At 70.0% G+C, this 17,146-nt stretch carries 16 protein-coding genes and 1 rRNA gene; 3 read left to right on the top strand and 14 right to left on the bottom strand.

From position 1 onward, the window contains the following. Positions 1 to 43: 43 nt before the first annotated feature. The 5 genes from ACFVJQ_RS39280 to ACFVJQ_RS39260 form a co-directional block, all read right to left on the bottom strand. The gene (locus ACFVJQ_RS39280) at positions 44 to 1,750 is read right to left on the bottom strand and encodes a uroporphyrinogen-III synthase (protein WP_385516105.1); all 1,707 of its coding nucleotides are present in this window, start codon (positions 1,748 to 1,750) and stop codon (positions 44 to 46) included. Continuing rightward, positions 1,747 to 2,706, bottom strand: a complete 960-nt coding sequence (gene hemC, locus ACFVJQ_RS39275) for a hydroxymethylbilane synthase (RefSeq protein ID WP_385516106.1) — start codon at positions 2,704 to 2,706, stop codon at positions 1,747 to 1,749. The genes ACFVJQ_RS39280 and hemC overlap by 4 nt, the downstream gene beginning before the upstream one ends. Continuing rightward, a complete protein-coding gene (locus tag ACFVJQ_RS39270; protein WP_385790567.1) occupies positions 2,703 to 4,412 on the bottom strand; it encodes a glutamyl-tRNA reductase in 1,710 nt (569 codons plus the stop codon). Before ACFVJQ_RS39270 ends, hemC begins: the two co-directional genes overlap by 4 nt. Further along, positions 4,409 to 5,170 (bottom strand): redox-sensing transcriptional repressor Rex, encoded by a 762-nt coding sequence (locus tag ACFVJQ_RS39265; RefSeq protein ID WP_385516108.1) that lies wholly within the window; start codon positions 5,168 to 5,170, stop codon positions 4,409 to 4,411. The genes ACFVJQ_RS39270 and ACFVJQ_RS39265 overlap by 4 nt, the downstream gene beginning before the upstream one ends. Positions 5,171 to 5,406: 236 nt before the next feature. Then, entirely contained in the window at positions 5,407 to 5,694 is a 288-nt protein-coding gene (locus ACFVJQ_RS39260; protein ID WP_385516109.1) for a glutaredoxin family protein, read from the bottom strand. 106 nt (positions 5,695 to 5,800) lie between these two features. Here ACFVJQ_RS39260 and ACFVJQ_RS39255 point away from each other — a divergent pair, with 106 nt between their 5' ends. The 3 genes from ACFVJQ_RS39255 to ACFVJQ_RS39245 all read left to right on the top strand — a co-directional run bounded on the left by ACFVJQ_RS39255 (position 5,801) and on the right by ACFVJQ_RS39245 (position 9,641). Further along, on the top strand, positions 5,801 to 6,712 hold the full coding sequence (locus ACFVJQ_RS39255; protein WP_129799447.1) for an HAD family phosphatase: 912 nt from the start codon (positions 5,801 to 5,803) through the stop codon (positions 6,710 to 6,712). A gap of 596 nt (positions 6,713 to 7,308) precedes the next feature. Further along, positions 7,309 to 8,079 (top strand): ECF subfamily RNA polymerase sigma factor, BldN family, encoded by a 771-nt coding sequence (locus ACFVJQ_RS39250; RefSeq protein ID WP_224736098.1) that lies wholly within the window; start codon positions 7,309 to 7,311, stop codon positions 8,077 to 8,079. A gap of 278 nt (positions 8,080 to 8,357) precedes the next feature. Beyond that, positions 8,358 to 9,641, top strand: a complete 1,284-nt coding sequence (locus ACFVJQ_RS39245) for a DUF5667 domain-containing protein (protein WP_385790564.1) — start codon at positions 8,358 to 8,360, stop codon at positions 9,639 to 9,641. 67 nt (positions 9,642 to 9,708) lie between these two features. Here ACFVJQ_RS39245 and ACFVJQ_RS39240 read toward each other — a convergent pair whose 3' ends face one another. From ACFVJQ_RS39240 to rrf, 9 genes are all read right to left on the bottom strand, one after another. Beyond that, positions 9,709 to 10,821, bottom strand: a complete 1,113-nt coding sequence (locus ACFVJQ_RS39240) for a lysophospholipid acyltransferase family protein (protein ID WP_385516111.1) — start codon at positions 10,819 to 10,821, stop codon at positions 9,709 to 9,711. 14 nt (positions 10,822 to 10,835) lie between these two features. Beyond that, the gene (locus ACFVJQ_RS39235) at positions 10,836 to 11,897 is read right to left on the bottom strand and encodes an NAD-dependent epimerase/dehydratase family protein (RefSeq protein ID WP_385516112.1); all 1,062 of its coding nucleotides are present in this window, start codon (positions 11,895 to 11,897) and stop codon (positions 10,836 to 10,838) included. Between the two features lie 252 nt (positions 11,898 to 12,149). After that, positions 12,150 to 12,248, bottom strand: a complete 99-nt coding sequence (locus tag ACFVJQ_RS39230) for a 30S ribosomal protein bS22 (RefSeq protein WP_003948845.1) — start codon at positions 12,246 to 12,248, stop codon at positions 12,150 to 12,152. Between the two features lie 153 nt (positions 12,249 to 12,401). Continuing rightward, positions 12,402 to 12,614 (bottom strand): helix-turn-helix domain-containing protein, encoded by a 213-nt coding sequence (locus tag ACFVJQ_RS39225; protein WP_004984898.1) that lies wholly within the window; start codon positions 12,612 to 12,614, stop codon positions 12,402 to 12,404. Positions 12,615 to 12,743: 129 nt separating this feature from the next. Next, positions 12,744 to 13,559 carry a phosphatase gene (locus tag ACFVJQ_RS39220; protein ID WP_385790562.1) on the bottom strand — a complete coding sequence of 272 codons (816 nt, stop codon included), beginning with the start codon at positions 13,557 to 13,559 and terminating at the stop codon, positions 12,744 to 12,746. Between the two features lie 362 nt (positions 13,560 to 13,921). Further along, positions 13,922 to 15,094 (bottom strand): acetoin utilization protein AcuC, encoded by a 1,173-nt coding sequence (locus tag ACFVJQ_RS39215; RefSeq protein ID WP_385790560.1) that lies wholly within the window; start codon positions 15,092 to 15,094, stop codon positions 13,922 to 13,924. After that, complete coding sequence (locus ACFVJQ_RS39210) at positions 15,063 to 16,262, bottom strand: MFS transporter (protein WP_385790558.1); 1,200 nt, start codon at positions 16,260 to 16,262, stop codon at positions 15,063 to 15,065. Before ACFVJQ_RS39210 ends, ACFVJQ_RS39215 begins: the two co-directional genes overlap by 32 nt. Before the next feature lie 91 nt (positions 16,263 to 16,353). Beyond that, positions 16,354 to 16,998 (bottom strand): HAD family hydrolase, encoded by a 645-nt coding sequence (locus ACFVJQ_RS39205; protein ID WP_385516116.1) that lies wholly within the window; start codon positions 16,996 to 16,998, stop codon positions 16,354 to 16,356. Positions 16,999 to 17,060: 62 nt separating this feature from the next. Then, positions 17,061 to 17,146 (bottom strand): 5S ribosomal RNA (rrf, locus tag ACFVJQ_RS39200); the annotation flags it as partial.

The following is a 17,146-nucleotide window of genomic DNA, read 5'->3' as shown; positions in this document are numbered from 1 at the left end:
GGCTGCGCAACCCACCCCACCCGAGCCCCAACGCCGGGCAAGACTACGTCGTCCGCCTCCGCCGAGCCCCCGGCCGCCGCTCACTGGGCCGCGTCACCGGATCCCCCGCCTCCACCGCGGCAGCGCGCCGCTTCATGCCGAAGTCGGCCAGCGCCTCCGCCAGCTTGTGCACGGACGGCTCGGGAGCCATCACATCCACCCGCAGCCCATGCTCCTCGGCGGTCTTCGCGGTGGCCGGCCCGATACAGGCGATCACGGTCACGTTGTGCGGCTTCCCGGCAATACCCACCAGATTCCGCACGGTGGACGACGACGTGAACAGCACGGCATCGAACCCACCCCCCTTGATCGCCTCCCGCGTCTCGGCCGGCGGCGGCGACGCGCGCACGGTCCGGTAGGCCGTGACGTCGTCGACCTCCCACCCGAGCTCGATCAGCCCGGCGACCAGTGTCTCCGTGGCGATGTCGGCCCGCGGCAGGAAGACCCGGTCGATCGGGTCGAACACGGGGTCGTACGGCGGCCAGTCCTCCAGCAGACCGGCGGCCGACTGCTCCCCCGACGGCACGAGATCCGGCTTCACGCCGAAGGCGATGAGTGCCTTCGCCGTCTGCTCGCCCACCGCGGCGACCTTGATCCCCGCGAAGGCCCGGGCGTCGAGCCCGTACTCCTCGAACTTCTCCCGCACGGCCTTGACGGCATTGACCGAAGTGAAGGCGATCCACTCGTAACGGCCCGTCACCAGCCCCTTGACCGCGCGCTCCATCTGCTGCGGGGTCCGCGGCGGCTCGACGGCGATCGTCGGCACCTCGTGCGGCACGGCCCCGTAGGACCGCAGCTGGTCGGAAAGCGAAGCCGCCTGCTCCTTGGTCCGCGGCACGAGCACCTTCCAGCCGAACAGCGGCTTGGACTCGAACCACGACAACTGCTCCCGCTGAGCGGCGGCGGAACGCTCACCGACCACGGCTATCACCGGCCGCCCGCCCTCCGGCGACGGCAGCACCTTCGCCTGCTTCAGCGTCTGCGCGATGGTTCCCAGGGTGGCGGTCCAGGTCCGCTGCCGGGTCGTCGTACCGGCGACGGTCACCGTCAGCGGAGTGTCGGGCTTGCGCCCGGCCGACACCAGCTCCCCGGCGGCAGCGGCGACGGAGTCCAGGGTCGTCGACACGACCACCGTCCCGTCCGACGCCCCCACCTCCGTCCAGCACCGGTCCGACGCCGTCCGCGCGTCCACGAAGCGGACGTCCGCGCCCTGCGCGTCCCGCAGCGGCACACCCGCGTACGCGGGCACACCGACCGCCGCCGCAACACCGGGGACGACCTCGAAGGGAACACCGGCCGCGGCGCAGGCGAGCATTTCCTCGGCGGCGTACGTATCAAGTCCCGGGTCCCCGGACACCGCACGGACGACCCGCCTGCCGCCCCGCGCGGCCTCCATGACAAGATGTGCGGCATCCCGCACTGCGGGGACCCCAGCGGTTGTTGACGCGCCGTCAACAACCGTCAGCTGAGGCGTGCCCGTGCCCGGAACGGGGTCCGAAGAAGGACCCGGCTCCGTGTTCACGACGGCGACGCCAGGTCTGGCGTGCGTACGTACGACGTCGAGCACCTCGTGCTCGGCGACGAGTACGTCCGCGTTCGCCAGCGCCTCGACGGCTCGCAGAGTCAGCAGTCCCGGATCCCCGGGTCCGGCACCGAGGAAGGTGACGTGCCCGTGTTCCGGACCGGCGGCGGGAAGGGTGGTGGGGCTCACTGTGCTCGCTCCCCCATCAGACCGGCCGCGCCCTGGGCGAGCATCTCGGCGGCGAGTTCGCGGCCGAGCGCCACTGCCCGGTCTTGCGTCTCGGGCACGGGACCGGTGGTGGACAGCTGCACCATCCGGGTGCCGTCGGTCGTGCCGACGACGCCGCGCAGGCGCATTTCCTTGACAATCTGCCCGTCGGCCAACAAGTCGGCCAACGCGCCCACAGGGGCGCTGCAACCGGCCTCCAGGGCGGCGAGCAGTGACCGTTCGGCGGTCACGGCGGCCCGGGTGAACGGGTCGTCGAGCTCACCGAGCGCGGCGATCAGGTCCGCGTTGTCCGCGGCGCATTCGATCGCCAGGGCCCCCTGGCCGGGGGCGGGCAGAACCGTGTCGACCGACAGGAAGTCGGTCACGTCGTCGATCCGGCCGATCCGGTGCAGTCCGGCGGCGGCCAGGACGACGGCATCGAGCTCGCCGTCGCGGACGTATCCGATCCGCGTGTCGACGTTCCCGCGGATCGGGACCGTCTCGATGTCCAGCCCGTGGCTGCGCGCGTACGCGTTCAGCTGCGCCATCCGGCGCGGCGAACCGGTGCCGATGCGCGCCCCGCGCGGCAGGTCGGTGAGCTTCAGCGCGTCCCGGGCGACGATCACGTCCCGCGGGTCCTCGCGCTCGGGTACGGCGGCCAGCGCCAGCTCCGCGGGCTGCGTGGTCGGCAGGTCCTTCAGCGAGTGCACCGCGAAGTCGACCTCGCCCCTGAGCAGCGCGTCGCGCAGCGCGGTCACGAACACGCCCGTGCCGCCGATCTGCGCGAGGTGCTCGCGGGAGACATCGCCGTACGTGGTGATCTCGACGAGCTCGACGGGCCTTCCGGTCACCTGGCTCACGGCGTCCGCCACGAGCCCGGACTGGGCCATGGCGAGCTTGCTGCGCCTGGTTCCGAGCCTCAGTGCCTTGTCACTCATTGTGGCCCTCGGTTCTTCTCGGTGCTGTCCTCGGCGCGGGAGACGGAGGCCACCGTCTCGGGGTCGAGGTCGAACAGGGTGCGCAACGCGTCCGCGTACCCGGCGCCGCCGGGCTCGGCGGCGAGCTGCTTGACCCGTACGGTCGGCGCGTGCAGCAGCTTGTCCACGACGCGGTGCACCGCCTGCCGGATCTCGCTGCGCTGCTTGTCGTCCAGGCCGGGCAGTCGCCCGTCGAGCCGGGCGATCTCACCGGCGACGACATCGGCGGCCATCGTCCGCAGGGCGACCACGGTGGGCGTGATGTGCGCGGCCCGCAGCGCCGCCCCGAAGGCGGCGACCTCGTCGGAGACGATACGCCGGACCTGGTCGACGTCGGCCGCCATCGGCGCGTCCGCGGAGGCCTCGGCGAGCGACTCGATGTCCACCAGCCGCACCCCGGCCAGCCGGTGCGCGGCGGCGTCGATGTCACGCGGCATGGCGAGGTCGAGCAGGAAGAGCACCGGCTCCGGCCGCGGGACCTCGGCGACCGGCTCGGGCTTGCGGAGCTCGGGGACCCGGCCGACGGTGGCCGCGGTCGCGGCGAGCGCGCTGATCAGCTCGAGGTCGGCCTCGGGCGTACGACGCCCAGCCTCACGCCGGTCGACGGCGCTGCCCGCGGCCCAGGCGGCGTGCTGCTCCAGGGTCGCCGCATCCATGCCGGCCACGGCGGCCTCGCCCATCACGGAGAAGCCCGGAGCCGTCAGATCCAGCGGACAGGCCTCGTCGGCGCCGACTCCGGCGGGCGGCAGCGGCGTCTTCCGTGCGTCGGCCTTCGTCGACGTACGACGCTCCTCGTGGCTCTCCTCGACGGCGACGGCGTGGCCCGTACGGCCCTCGACCGCGGCGGCGACCGCCTCGGCGTCGAGGACCAGCCCGGTCGCGCCGGTGCAGGAGACGGCGATGTCGGCACGTGTCAGCTCGGCCCGTACCGACTCCATCGGTACCGCCCGGGCCGGCACGTCCGTGTCGTCGGCCTCGTTGAGGATCTGTGCGAGACGCTCGGCGCGTTCATGGGTGCGGTTGGCGATGACGACCTCGGCGACCCCGGCACGCGCGAGCGTCGCGGCGGCCAGCGAGGACATCGAACCGGCGCCGATCACCAGGGCCCGCTTGCCGTGGGCCCACTTCTCGACAGCCCCGCCGGAGGCCAGCTGCTCCAGGCCGAACGTGACCAGGGACTGGCCGGCGCGGTCGATGCCGGTCTCGGAGTGGGCACGCTTGCCGACCCGCAGCGCCTGCTGGAACAGGTCGTTGAGCAGCCGCCCGGCGGTGTGCAGCTCCTGCGCCCGGGCGAGCGAATCCTTTATCTGGCCGAGGATCTGCCCCTCGCCGACGACCATCGAGTCCAGCCCGCAGGCCACCGTGAACAGGTGGTGGACGGCCCGGTCCTCGTAGTGCACGTACAGGTAGGGCGTGAGCTCGTCCAGGCCGACACCGCTGTGCTGGGCGAGCAGCGTGGACAGCTCGGCGACACCGGCGTGGAACTTGTCCACGTCGGCGTACAGCTCGATGCGGTTGCAGGTGGCGAGGACCGCGGCCTCGGTAGCGGGCTCGGCGGCGACCGTGTCCTGGGCCAGCTTGATCTGGCCGTCCGCGGTCAGTGCCGCCCGCTCCAGGACGCTGACCGGAGCGCTGCGGTGACTCAGCCCGACGACGAGGAGACTCATGCCGGCATCACGGCGGGTACGTCCCCGTCGGGCCCCTTGTCGGCGGACTGCTTGCGGGCGACGGCGGCCGGGACGCCACCGTCGGACGCGGCCTCTTCGCCCGCCTTGCGCTGCTCGTGGAAGGCGAGGATCTGCAGCTCGATGGAGAGGTCGACCTTGCGCACGTCGACGCCGTCCGGCACCGACAGCACGGTCGGCGCGAAGTTCAGGATGGAGGTGACCCCGGCGGCCACCAGCCGCTCGCAGACCTGCTGGGCGACGCCCGGCGGGGTGGTGATGACCCCGATGGAGACGCCGTTCTCCGAGATGATCCGCTCCATGTCGTCGCTGTGCTGGACGGTGATCCCGGCGACCTGCTTTCCGGCCATCTCGGGATCGGCGTCGATCAGCGCGGCGACCCGGAAGCCACGGGAGGCGAAGCCGCCGTAGTTGGCGAGCGCGGCGCCGAGGTTACCGATGCCGACGATCACTACCGGCCAGTCCTGGGTCAGGCCGAGTTCACGGGAGATCTGGTAGACGAGATACTCGACGTCGTATCCCACGCCACGCGTCCCGTAGGAGCCCAGGTACGAGAAGTCCTTGCGCAGCTTCGCGGAGTTGACCCCCGCCGCCGCCGCGAGTTCCTCGGAGGACACCGTGGGTACCGAGCGCTCGGAGAGCGCGGTGAGGGCGCGGAGGTACAGCGGAAGCCGGGCGACGGTGGCCTCGGGAATCCCTCGGCTACGGGTCGCCGGTCGGTGAGTTCGGCCAGTTGCCACGGTGCTCCTGCGGGTAGAGCGGGGCTGCAGGCGGTCATACGTTCCCTGACCGCCCCGTCGAAAGCAGGCTATGTCTTTGTGAACGCGTGCACAAAGATGGTGTCCGATTTGTCCGGCCAACGTGACCGGGGTCACGCGCAGACATGCGGGGGCCAAAACCGAACACTCTCCTCAACGATTCCCGCCCCCGAGACCAAGACGCCGTCGATCCCAGGTGACGTTCCGGCCGTTTTGGACTACTCGGTCAGTGCCTTGCGCAGCCGGTCCTCGTTCACGCGCCAGAACGTGTGCTGCCGGCCATCCACCAGGACGACCGGAATCTGCTCCCAGTACTTGTCATGGAGTTCCTTGTCCTCGGTGATGTCCTTCTGCTCCCACGACACGCCGAGGTCACCGCAGACTTTCTCGATCACGACCTGTGCGTCGTCACACAGATGACAACCGGGTTTACGGACGAGGGTGACGAGCCGGTCCTGGGGAGCCGGGGCGGCCTTCCGCCGAAAGATGGGACTCATGTCGGCCATTCTCGCGCCGCGGCGGCCGCTTGTTTAACGGCACGGTCGCGGAGAGTTCACAGCGTTCCAACCTGCCGACTCCGGAACTGCCGCACAGAATGGCTATGCTCACGCCATGGCCGCTCTCGGATGGCTCACTCCCCGTAGGCGCTCCGCCACGGCGCGGAGCGTGTTGGCAGGCGAGGCGTCGGCGGAGGCCGCGCGCAAGTCCACGCAGGTCACCCCCGCCGAGGAGCCGGAATTCCCGGTGCGCGGGGACGACAAGGCCGCCGCGTTCTTCGACCTGGACAACACCGTGATGCAGGGCGCCGCGCTGTTCCACTACGGCCGCGGCCTGTACAAGCGGAAGTTCTTCGAGACCCGCGACCTCGCCAAGTTCGCCTGGCAGCAGGCGTGGTTCCGGCTGGCCGGGTTCGAGGACCCGGACCACATGCAGGACGTCCGCGAGTCCGCCCTCTCCATCGTGAAGGGCCACCGGGTCGCCGAGCTGCAGTCCATCGGCGAGGAGATCTACGACGAGTACATGGCCGAGCGCATCTGGCCGGGTACGCGCGCACTGGCCCAGGCGCACCTGGACGCCGGCCAGCGGGTGTGGCTGGTCACGGCGGCCCCGGTGGAGATCGCACAGGTGATCGCCCGCCGCCTCGGCCTCACGGGCGCCCTGGGCACGGTGGCGGAGTCGGTGGACGGCGTGTACACCGGCAAGCTCGTCGGCGAACCCCTGCACGGCCCGGCCAAGGCGGAGGCCGTCCGCGCCCTCGCCGCCGCGGAGGGCCTGGACCTCTCCCGCTGCGCCGCGTACAGCGACTCCCACAACGACATCCCCATGCTGTCCCTGGTGGGCCACCCCTACGCGATCAACCCGGACAGCAAGCTCCGCAAACACGCCCGGGAAAAGGACTGGCGCCTGCGCGACTACCGCACGGGCCGCAAGGCGGCCAAGGTCGGCATCCCGGCAGCAGCAGGCGTGGGCGCCGTAGCAGGCGGCACAGCAGCAGCCATCGCCCTCCACCGCCGCCGCCGATAGCGCTCCGCCGGAAGCCGGGTACACCACCTGCGGGTGCGTCGTGGCTGGTCGCGCAGTTCCCTGCGCCCCTTTGGGGCGCGGATGCACCCGCCACCTCGTCAGTCCGCGGGCATTCGTGCCGCCCAGGGCGGCACGGGTGGGCGCGGGCGGCACCCCGCCAGCGCCGGGCTGCGCAACCCATCCCGCCCGGCCCTGACGCCGGGCACCTGGACACCCCCGCCCAACCCTGACGCCGCGCACCCGAAAACCCCCGCCCCGACACCGCCGCAACGCCCGGGCGCACCCGAAACACCGGCCAATCCAATTCCCGTACCCACCCAACCCCCCAACCAGTCCCCCCACCCCCACCCGACCACAACACGCCCCTTACCCACCCCAAACCCGAACCCTTCCAATCAACAACCGTTCATTCTGCGGCACCTGACCGAGCGTCATTCGGTTACAGAAGCGACGTAATCGATGATTTGAGCAACTGGGCGTAGCAGCGCCTGCACGAAGCGTTATTCTCCTCAGACGCAAACCGGTACCCCTCCGTCGCCACGACGGGTGAAAGGTCCCGCACTGCACGTGATGGAAGCTCTGCCTCTGGGAGTCCCGTGTACCCACACGTCGGGGTTGACGCCTCGGGCCTGGCTACGCTGCGCGCAAGGGTCCAAGACCTGTTGCGCGGCTTCGTCCCCACCGCGTACGCCGTCCCCGCATTCACCACCGCCGCGCCGCTGGGCCCGTGCTACGCACTGGCCGACGGCAGCGCCGCGGTCGGCAGACGAGGCCGCCCGGCCGGCGCGGCCACCGCACGCCGCCCGGCCGCCGACAGTGACAGCGCCCGGATGATGGACCTCGTGGAGCGCGCCCAGGCCGGCGAGGCCGACGCCTTCGGCCGCCTCTACGACCAGTACAGCGACACCGTTTACCGCTACATCTACTACCGCGTGGGGGGCAAGGCGACCGCCGAGGACCTCACGAGTGAGACCTTTCTGCGCGCCCTGCGCAGGATCGGCACCTTCACCTGGCAGGGCCGCGACTTCGGCGCCTGGCTCGTCACCATCGCCCGCAACCTCGTCGCCGACCACTTCAAGTCGAGCCGCTTCCGCCTCGAGGTGACCACCGGCGAGATGCTCGACGCCAACGAGGTCGAACGCTCCCCCGAGGACTCCGTCCTGGAGTCCCTCTCCAACGCCGCACTCCTCGACGCCGTACGCCGGCTCAACCCCCAGCAGCAGGAGTGCGTGACACTCCGCTTCCTCCAGGGCCTCTCCGTCGCCGAGACCGCCCGCGTGATGGGCAAGAACGAGGGCGCCATCAAGACCCTCCAGTACCGCGCCGTACGCACCCTCGCCCGGCTCCTGCCGGACGACGCACGCTGACAGCCATGCACGCGGCCACGACGAACGGCCTCCCGCACGCACCGAAGCCATACGCTCTGCAATCCCCAACTCACCAACGGTGAAGCTCTGTTGAGTTCACGGTCCACTCATCCGCCGTCCGTAACCGAAGTGCCGCGCCGCTCGTTGTGCGGGATGCAGGCTCCCTGTGGTCACTCCCTGGCCGACTCCGATCCCTCGTTCGTGTGGTTGCGGTCAGGGCGTGCAACCCTCAGGACCCCCTGGGGAGTCGACCGTCATGACGAGAGGAGGTGCCGCCAGTGATCGCGAACGTATCGGCGCACCGGCGGGCGAACGCCTTCGCCCAGGCCCTGGAGGAGCAGTCCGAGCGGGGCACTGTGGCCGAGCAGTCCGAGGAAGCCGAACCGGCCCCGGCTGCTGCGGAACGGACCGAGCAGGGCCGCCTGTTGGCCCTAGCGGCCGGTCTCGATGAGCTGCCCAAGCCGGAGCTGGACCCCGAGGTCAAGGTCGTCCAGCGAGCGCAGCTCGTGGCCCAGTTCGAGGCCATGCTGCAGGAGGGCGGCGAGGCGACCGACCCCGCGCTGCCCGAACAAAAAAGAGGGAGCGCAGCGACTTCCGCAGAAGGGCGGGGGCGGGAGACGGGCGGGCGCTTCCGGGGCCGCGGCGCACACCGGGCAACCCCGCTCGGGAAGTTGCGGCCCCGTACGCGACTGGCCAAGGGCCTCACCGCGGGTGGACTCAGCGTCGGTGTCGCCGCGGGCGCCTTCGGCGGAGTCGCCGCCGCCAGCGGTGACGCCCTGCCCGGCGACTCGCTGTACGGCCTCAAGCGCGGCATCGAGGACTTCAAACTCGGCCTCACCAACGGCGACGACGAGCGCGGACAGGCGTACCTCGACCAGGCCTCCACCCGCCTGAACGAAGCCCGCCGCCTGATGGAGCGCGACCGCAGCGGCCCCCTCGACCACGAGTCCCTGGGCGAGGTCCGCCGCGCCCTGTCCGGCATGCGGCACGACGCCTCCGAGGGCCACCGCCTGCTGAGCGCGGCCTACCAGCGCGACCCCGACTCGCTGGCGCCCATCCAGGCCCTCTCCTCCTTCTCCCGCTCGAACCGCGACACCTGGGGCGCCCTGCGCGACCGGCTGCCCGTCCAACTGGGGGACGTCAGCGAACAGGTGTCGTCGGTGTTCGACGCCATAGAGCAGGAGGTCGCCCCGCTGCAGTCCCTGCTCCCGCAGTCCCCGGCTCAGGGCGGCGGCGAGGACGGCGGCCGGAGCGGCTCCGGCACCGCGCAGTCTCCGGGTTCGGCCGAATCCGGACGATCCACAGCGCCCAGCACCGGCAGCGGCTCCTCCGACGCCGGGCGCACCGGCACCGACGGCCCGAGCCGGTCCGCCGACTCCGACAGCGAGGACGACGGCCTGCTCGGCGGCAACACCGGCGGCCTGCTCGACCCCCCGAAGGACACCGGCAGCGGCTCCCCGTCCCCGACCAAGCCACCGACCACCGAGCCCGACGTCACCCTCCCACCGCTGCTCCCGGGCCTGCTGCCCGGCCTGGGCATCGAAGGCGAGGACGCCGAGTAGGAGGCCGTACGACGATGGGGACGCCCTTCCCAGGAGGGGCGTCCCCGTTGTCGTACACCCACCTCGGTCAGAAGAAGACCGACCGGCGCTGCACCAGCAACTTGTACAGCGTGTGCTGGATCTGCTCCCTGACCTGATCGGTCAGATTGAACATCAGCATCGGATCCTCGGCTGCCTCCGGCGGATAACCACCCGTCGGAATCGGCTCACCGAACTGAATCGTCCACTTCGTCGGAAGCGGAACCGCACCCAGCGGACCCAGCCACGGAAACGTCGGCGTCAGCGGGAAGTACGGGAAGCCCAGCAGGCGAGCCACGGTCTTCGCGTTGCCCAGCATCGGGTAGATCTCCTCGGCCCCGACGATCGAGCACGGGATGATCGGCGCGCCCCGCCGGAGAGCCGTGGAGACAAAACCGCCACGGCCGAAGCGCTGCAGCTTGTACCGCTCGCTGAACGGCTTGCCGATGCCCTTGAATCCCTCCGGCATCACCCCGACCAGTTCGCCCTGCCTGAGGAGGCGTTCGGCGTCCTCGGCGCAGGCGAGGGTGTGGCCGAGCTTGCGGGCGAGTTCATTGACGACCGGCAGGACGAACACCAGGTCCGCGGCGAGGAGGCGCAGGTGCCGGCCCGCCGGGTGGTGGTCGTGGACGGCGACCTGCATCATCAGGCCGTCCAGCGGCAGCGTGCCGGAGTGGTTCGCGACGATCAGGGCGCCGCCTTCGGAGGGGATGTTCTCGATGCCCTTCACCTCGACCCGGAAGTACTTCTCGTACACCGGGCGCAGCAGGGACATCAGGACATTGTCGGTGAGTTCGGCGTCGTAGCCGAAGTCGTCGACCTCGTAGTCGCCGGTGAGGCGGCGGCGCAGGAAGGCCAGGCCGCCCGCGATGCGCCGCTCCAGACCGTCCGCGGCGGACGGCTCCTGCGCGGCTTGGTGGGGCTGGTCCGGGCGTTCCTGTTGTTGCAGGTGGTCCAGCTGTTCCCGCTGTTTCTCACGAGGCACAGGTCCATCATCCTGTGCATGTGCCCGGCTGGGCAGGGCCTGCACCTCACCGACCTCATGGCCCTCACCGACCCCGCCGCCCCGCCGGCTCCCCGCACTCCGGCGTCGCGACGGCCGCTGCACGGCGCTCCCGCGGGACCGGTCGTCGTCGAACGGAATGACCTTGGCGTCCGCCATCGTTGTTGCGCTCCTCAGTTGGCGCTCTGCGTCGGGGGGTGACCGCCGCCCGCGATGGGCAGCGCGGCGATCCGGTCGACGGCCCCCGCAAGGGCCTCCGGCGGCAGGAGTCCGGGTCCGCGGCTGCGCGCGAAGTCCGCGAACGTTTCTGCAGTGGTGTGCTTCGGTCGGAAACCGAGCGTCTCGCGCATCTGGGTCGTGTCCACCACCCGGCCGTGGGTCAGCAACCGGAACTGCTCCGGTGAGAAGTCCGTCATTCCCAGCGTACGCACCAGGGTGCCCGCCCAGGTGACCGCGGGCAGCAGCAAGGGCACCGTGGGGCGGCCGAGCCGCCTGGAGCACTGGGAGAGCAGCAGGACGCCGTCGCCGGCGATGTTGAAGGTGCCGCTGTTCAGAGTGCCCCGCCGAGGCTCGTGCGAGGCGATCCGCAGCACCTCGATCACATCGTCCTCGTGCACGAACTGCAGCCGTGGGTCGTAGCCGAACACCGTCGGCATCACCGGCAGCGAGAAGTACGAGGCGAGCGGCGAGTCGGCGCTCGGCCCGAGGATGTTGGCGAACCGCAGCACGCACACCGCCACGTCGGGCCGGCGGCGCGCAAAGCCGCGTACGTACCCCTCGACCTCCACCGTGTCCTTGGCGAAGCCGCCGCTGGGCAGGGACTTGGGCGGGGTCGTCTCGGTGAACACGGCCGGGTCGCGGGGGGCCGAACCGTAGACGTTGGTGCTGGACTTCACCACCAGCCGCTTGACGGTGGGGGACTTCTGGCAGGCGCCCAGCAACTGCATCGTCCCGATGACGTTGGTCTCCTTGACCGTGGCCCGGCTGCCGCTGCCCAGCGCGGTGGCCGTGACGTCCATGTGGACGACCGTGTCGGCGGCCGTCTCGGCCAGCACGCGCGCAATGGTGGGCTGCCGGATGTCCGCGCGGATGAAGTCGGCGCCACCCAGATGGTGCTCGGGCGGTACCGCGTCCACGGCGACGACCCGGTCCACTTCCGGGTCGCGCTGGATCCGTCGTACGAACCGGCCCCCCAGCTGACGGGCCACTCCGGTCACGAGCACGACCTTGCCCAAGATCAGCGCCTTCCTTCCAGCCCTCGTCCCTGCCGGGTTCCCCGTGTGCTCGCCAACTTAGCGGGTTGATGTTGCGCTGTGATGACTGCCCGAAGCAACAAGTGACGAGAACCCCCAGTCGTACGACCAGGGCCGGTCACCTGTGCTCGGGCGGACGTATGCGGTCTGTCCGTCCGGGGATATGCGTGTGGCCCCCCACCGGGTGTGGTGGAGGGCCACAGACACGCTTTCGCGGCGTTGCAGTGCGCCGTACTACTTCTTGTTACGACGCTGAACGCGCGTGCGCTTGAGCAGCTTGCGGTGCTTCTTCTTGGCCATCCGCTTGCGCCGCTTCTTGATAACAGAGCCCACGACTACCCTCGCTCACTTCTCATCACTCGGTGTTTGGGCGCCATGGGCCCACACGACCTACGAGGGGCTAGCCTACCCGCCCGAGCGCTGAGGTCGTAATCGAGGCTCCGGGGAGATCGAAAGTGCCCTGTACTCGATCCCCCCGGATCGCCGTCAGGCGGTTTCCACCCCCACGTAGCTCTCGCGGAGGTACTCGTGTACCGCTTGCTCCGGGACTCGGAAGGACCTCCCCACCCGGATCGCGGGCAGATGACCGCTGTGCACCAACCGGTACACGGTCATCTTCGACACTCGCATCACCGAGGCGACCTCCGCCACGGTAAGGAACTGAACCTCGTTCAGAGGCCTCTCGCCAGCTGCAGCCATGACACACCTGAACCTTCCGCACTCGACGGCCACCGGCTTCCCCTTCCGGTGACTCTTCGTCGTTGCGTGCTCACTCCCCAATGTAGGGGCGGGTGATGCGAGTGGGGAAGAGGTGCACCCATCGGCGGCCTACTGTGACAGACACGCCCGATTGAGTACGTAGCGGGTAAGCGGTCGGTAGTAATCAGACCGCACAGCGTCATCAAGTGGAACGACGACAGACACGCGCCCCTCGGCCTCACCGACGAAGAGCGCGGGGTCGTCCGTATCGGCCAGCCCGATGGCCTCCAACCCCAGCTGACCTGCTCCGCAGACCCAGCCGTGGTCCCCGATCACCAGCTCCGGCAGCGGCCCGCCGGCCTCGGCGATCGCGGCCAGCGCGGTCCGAACCGGGAGCGGCGAATGGGTGTGTGCGCCGGTCGCACAACCGGGGCCCGGAGCGCCGGGTTCCCGCACCAACGCGACACCCTGCACGTAATCGAGGTTGTACGTGCGTAGACCGAACCGGGTCGTTATGTCGACACAGCGACCCTTCGCCGGTGTGAGTACGGCACATCCAGCCGCCGACAGCGCGTCCGCCAAGGCGGCGTAGAAGCCGAGCAAACGGTGCGGATGCCCGGTGCCGAGCAGCACCGGAGCCCCACGCCGGGCAACCAGGGCGAGCCGCTCCGCGAACGCCTCAAGTGCGACCAGCGTCCGCTCCGGATCGATCACGTCCTGACCGGAGACATGTCGAGGATCGGCCGAGACCCCACACTTGTCGGCCATCAACCCGATCAAGTCCCGCTGCCCCCATGACCATTCGGGGTCGATCCCGATCAGCACCCGAGGATCCCGAGCAGCGAACAACCGGTAACTACGAAGACTCTCCTCCCGCGAGGTCGCCACAACCCCGGCAAGCCGGGCAGCCAGAAGATGCGCACGGAGAGCTCCGACGGTCACCATGGGGTGATCGTGACGGATGGACCCCGACGACCACCGCGAAAACGCGAAAAACACCGCACAGTTGGCGTAACCCCCGTCAATCCGCGGGCATTCACGCCGCCGCCGTCAATCCGCGGGCATTCGCGCCGCCCAGGGCAGCACGGGCGGGCGCGGACGACACCCGCCACCGCGTCAATCCGCGGGCATTCGTGCCGCCCAGGGCGGCACGGGTGGGCGCGGGCGGCACCCCGTCAGCGCGGGCTGCGAGACCCACCCCACCGAGCCCCCACGCCCGGCACCCCGGCACCCCACCCCCGCCCAGCACCCAGCACCCAGCACCCAGCACCCAGCACCCAGCACCCAGCACCCAGGCCAACGAACCCCTACGCCAACAACCCCCGCAACGGAAACACCGCCCGCCGCGCAGCCAACACCGCCTGATCCAACCGATCCGCAGGGTCGTACCCCGCCTCCCACTCCCCCCACACCACAGGCCACCGCCCATCAGTCATCCGCATCGGCGCCAACTGCCGCGTACGAGCAAAAACCTCCTGCCGCCACCCCTCCGGAATCACCGCCTCCGGCTCCACAGCCCGCCCCGCCGCAATCCCCACCAGATGAGTCCAGGACCGCGGCACCACATCCACCACCGCGTACCCACCCCCACCCAGCGCCACCCAACGCCCCCCGGCGTACTCATGCGCCAACTCATGACAGGCGACCTGCACCGCCCGCTGTGCATCCAGCGACACCGCCAAATGCGCCAACGGATCCTCGAAATGCGTATCGGCCCCATGCTGAGTCACCAGCACCTGCGGCCGAAAATCAGCGATCAGCTCCGGCACCACCGCATGAAACGCCCGCAACCATCCCGCGTCCCCGGTACCCGCCGGCAGCGCGACATTCGCCGCACTCCCCTCCGCCGACTCCGCCCCCGTCTCCTCCGGCCACCCGGTCTGCGGAAACAACGTCCGCGGATGCTCGTGCAGCGAGATCGTCAGAACCCGCGGATCCTCCCAGAACGCCGCCTGCACCCCGTCCCCGTGATGCACATCGACATCCACGTACACGACCCGCTCGGCCCCCAACTCCAACAACCGCGCGATCGCCAGCGACGCATCGTTGTAGATGCAGAACCCAGACGCCCCCGCCGGCATCGCATGATGCAGCCCGCCCGCGAAGTTCACCGCATGCAGCGCCTCCCCGCGCCAGACGGCCTCCGCGGCCCCCACCGACTGCCCCGCGATCAGCGCCGACACCTCGTGCATCCCGGCGAACGCAGGATCGTCCAACGTCCCCAGCCCGTACGACTGGTCGGCCGCCCCGGGATCCACCGACGCCGCCTTCACCGCCTGGATGTAGTCCGCCCGGTGGACAAGGCGCAACGTCGACTCCCCGGCCGCCTTGGCCGCCACGACGTCCACCTCGCGATCGAGCCCGAACGCCTCGACCAGTCTCCGGGTCAGAGCCAGCCGGACCGGATCCATCGGATGGTCCGGCCCGAAGTTGTAACCCGTTACTGCGTCATCCCACATCAGCTGTGCGCGGCCGCTCATGCCCGCCACCGTATCGGTCCGGTTGAGCAGCGAACGAACGGGCGTACACGAGTGTCACCAGCACCAACACCATCGGTACGAGCATCGCCCCGCGATAGCTCCATGCGTCCCCCAACGCCCCCACCAACGGCGAACCGATCAGAAACCCGACGTAGTTGAAGACATTGAGCCGCGCGACAGCCGCATCCGAAGCCCCGGGAAACAGCCGCCCCGCCGCCGCGAACGTCTGCGGTACGAGCACACACAGCCCCAGCCCGAGCAAGGTGAACCCGATCATCCCGACCCACGCCCCAGGCGCCCCGGCCACCACGGCGAACCCCACCGCCGCCACGACCGCCCCACCCCGTACGACCCCCACGGCCCCGAACCGCCGCACCCCGAAGTCCCCCACGGCCCGCCCCACCAACGTGGTCACCATGTAGACGTTGTACGGAACCGTCGCCAGCTGCTCCGAACTCCCCAGCACATCTTGCAGATACTTCGCACTCCAGTTGGAGACCGTCGCATCCCCGATGTACGCGAAGGTCATCACCAGACACAACGGCAACAGCGCCTTGAAGACGACACCCCCGGCCGTGTTCTCATCCCCACCATCCGCTGCCCCGGCACCCTCCCCGTCGACGTACCACCGGCTCCCCACCAGGGCAGCCGGCAACAACACCACCACAACCGGCAGATACGACACGGCCAACGCCAGATCCCAGTGCGCCCCGACCCACGCCAGCGAAGCCCCCACAATCCCCCCGAGGCTGTACGCAGCATGAAACCCGAGCATGATGCTGCGCCCGTACGACCGCTGCAGACTCACCCCGAGCATGTTCATCGAGGCGTCGAGCGCCCCCACGGCCAGCCCGAACACGCCGAGCGCGACCGCCAGCTCGACCATCCGCTCCCCCAGGCCCACCCCGAGCAGCGCCAGGAGCACGACCGGCTGCGACCACCGCAGCATCCGACTTGGCGGTATGCGCTTCACCAGCCGCTCGGTCGCCACACTCCCGACACCGGCCAGCACCGGCACGGCGGCCAGGAAGGCCGGCAGCAGTGCATCCGACACTCCGTACCGGTCCTGGATGGCCGGAATCCGCGTCACCAGCAGGGCAAACGCCACGCCCTGAGCAAAGAAGCCGAACGCCAACGAAGCCCTACCGCGCCGCAGCACATCAGTCATGGCGGCGAGCGTAGGGCCCCGGTGTACCGCTGGGTATATCCAGCCAAAGATGAATTTCCCTCAAGTTAGCCTGGGCGGCCGGCCGGACTGCTCACACCAGCAGCTCCAGCAACTCCCCCATTCCACCGAAGAGTCCGGTCGCCCCTGCAAGCCGCGCCGCCGGCGTCATGGCCGTGTACCCGTACACATCCATCCCGGCCGCCAGAGCCGCCTGCACCCCCAGCGGACTGTCCTCGACGACGACACACCGCTCCGCCGCGACCCCCATCCGCTCCGCCGCGTACAGAAACAGGTCCGGCGCCGGCTTCCCCCGCCCCACATCCTCCGAACTGAAGATCCGCTCCTCGTCGAACCACCGGTCCAGCCCGGCCGCCCGATGCCCCACCCGAATCCGCGCATGGCTCCCGGAGGACGCGACACAGTACGGCACCCCGTCCGCCGCCAGCTTCTCCAGCACGTCCACGGCCCCACCCACCGCCGTCAACTCCCGCTCGAAGGCGGCAAACACCCGCCCATGGAAGACATCATCGAAGTCCACCGGCAGCCGCTCCCCGGTCCGCTCCTCCACCAGATCGTGTACGCGATGCATGGCGGCGCCCATGTAGTCGCGCAGGGAGTCCTCGTACGAGGTCGGATGCCCGAGCTCGGTGAGATAGGCGGCCAGGAGCCGGTTGGAGATGGGCTCGCTGTCGACGAGAACCCCGTCGTTGTCGAAGATGACCAAGTCATAGCGCATAACCTCGACCCTAAACGCAGAAAACCCCCGTGCCGGACGGCACGGGGGTTTTCTCAAAGATTGTTCGGCGGTGTCCTACTCTCCCACAGGGTCCCCCCTGCAGTACCATCGGCGCTGTGAGGCTTAGCTTCCGGGTTCGGAATGTGAC

The organism is Streptomyces sp. NPDC127197 (genome assembly GCF_042672405.1).
In the GTDB taxonomy this organism is placed as follows: domain Bacteria; phylum Actinomycetota; class Actinomycetes; order Streptomycetales; family Streptomycetaceae; genus Streptomyces; species Streptomyces flavusporus.
This window is presented reverse-complemented; position numbering and strand designations above follow the sequence as displayed.

Coding starts and splice junctions, on each gene's coding strand:
- ACFVJQ_RS39215 (WP_385790560.1), bottom strand. CDS start 15,094: ATGAGCGGCCGCGCACAGCTGATGTGGGATGACGCAGTAACGGGTTAC.
- ACFVJQ_RS39270 (WP_385790567.1), bottom strand. CDS start 4,412: ATGAGTCTCCTCGTCGTCGGGCTGAGTCACCGCAGCGCTCCGGTCAGC.
- ACFVJQ_RS39205 (WP_385516116.1), bottom strand. CDS start 16,998: ATGCGCTATGACTTGGTCATCTTCGACAACGACGGGGTTCTCGTCGAC.
- ACFVJQ_RS39220 (WP_385790562.1), bottom strand. CDS start 13,559: ATGGTGACCGTCGGAGCTCTCCGTGCGCATCTTCTGGCTGCCCGGCTT.
- ACFVJQ_RS39260 (WP_385516109.1), bottom strand. CDS start 5,694: ATGGCCGACATGAGTCCCATCTTTCGGCGGAAGGCCGCCCCGGCTCCC.
- ACFVJQ_RS39210 (WP_385790558.1), bottom strand. CDS start 16,262: ATGACTGATGTGCTGCGGCGCGGTAGGGCTTCGTTGGCGTTCGGCTTC.
- hemC (WP_385516106.1), bottom strand. CDS start 2,706: ATGAGTGACAAGGCACTGAGGCTCGGAACCAGGCGCAGCAAGCTCGCC.
- ACFVJQ_RS39240 (WP_385516111.1), bottom strand. CDS start 10,821: ATGGCGGACGCCAAGGTCATTCCGTTCGACGACGACCGGTCCCGCGGG.
- ACFVJQ_RS39225 (WP_004984898.1), bottom strand. CDS start 12,614: ATGGCTGCAGCTGGCGAGAGGCCTCTGAACGAGGTTCAGTTCCTTACC.
- ACFVJQ_RS39255 (WP_129799447.1), top strand. CDS start 5,801: ATGGCCGCTCTCGGATGGCTCACTCCCCGTAGGCGCTCCGCCACGGCG.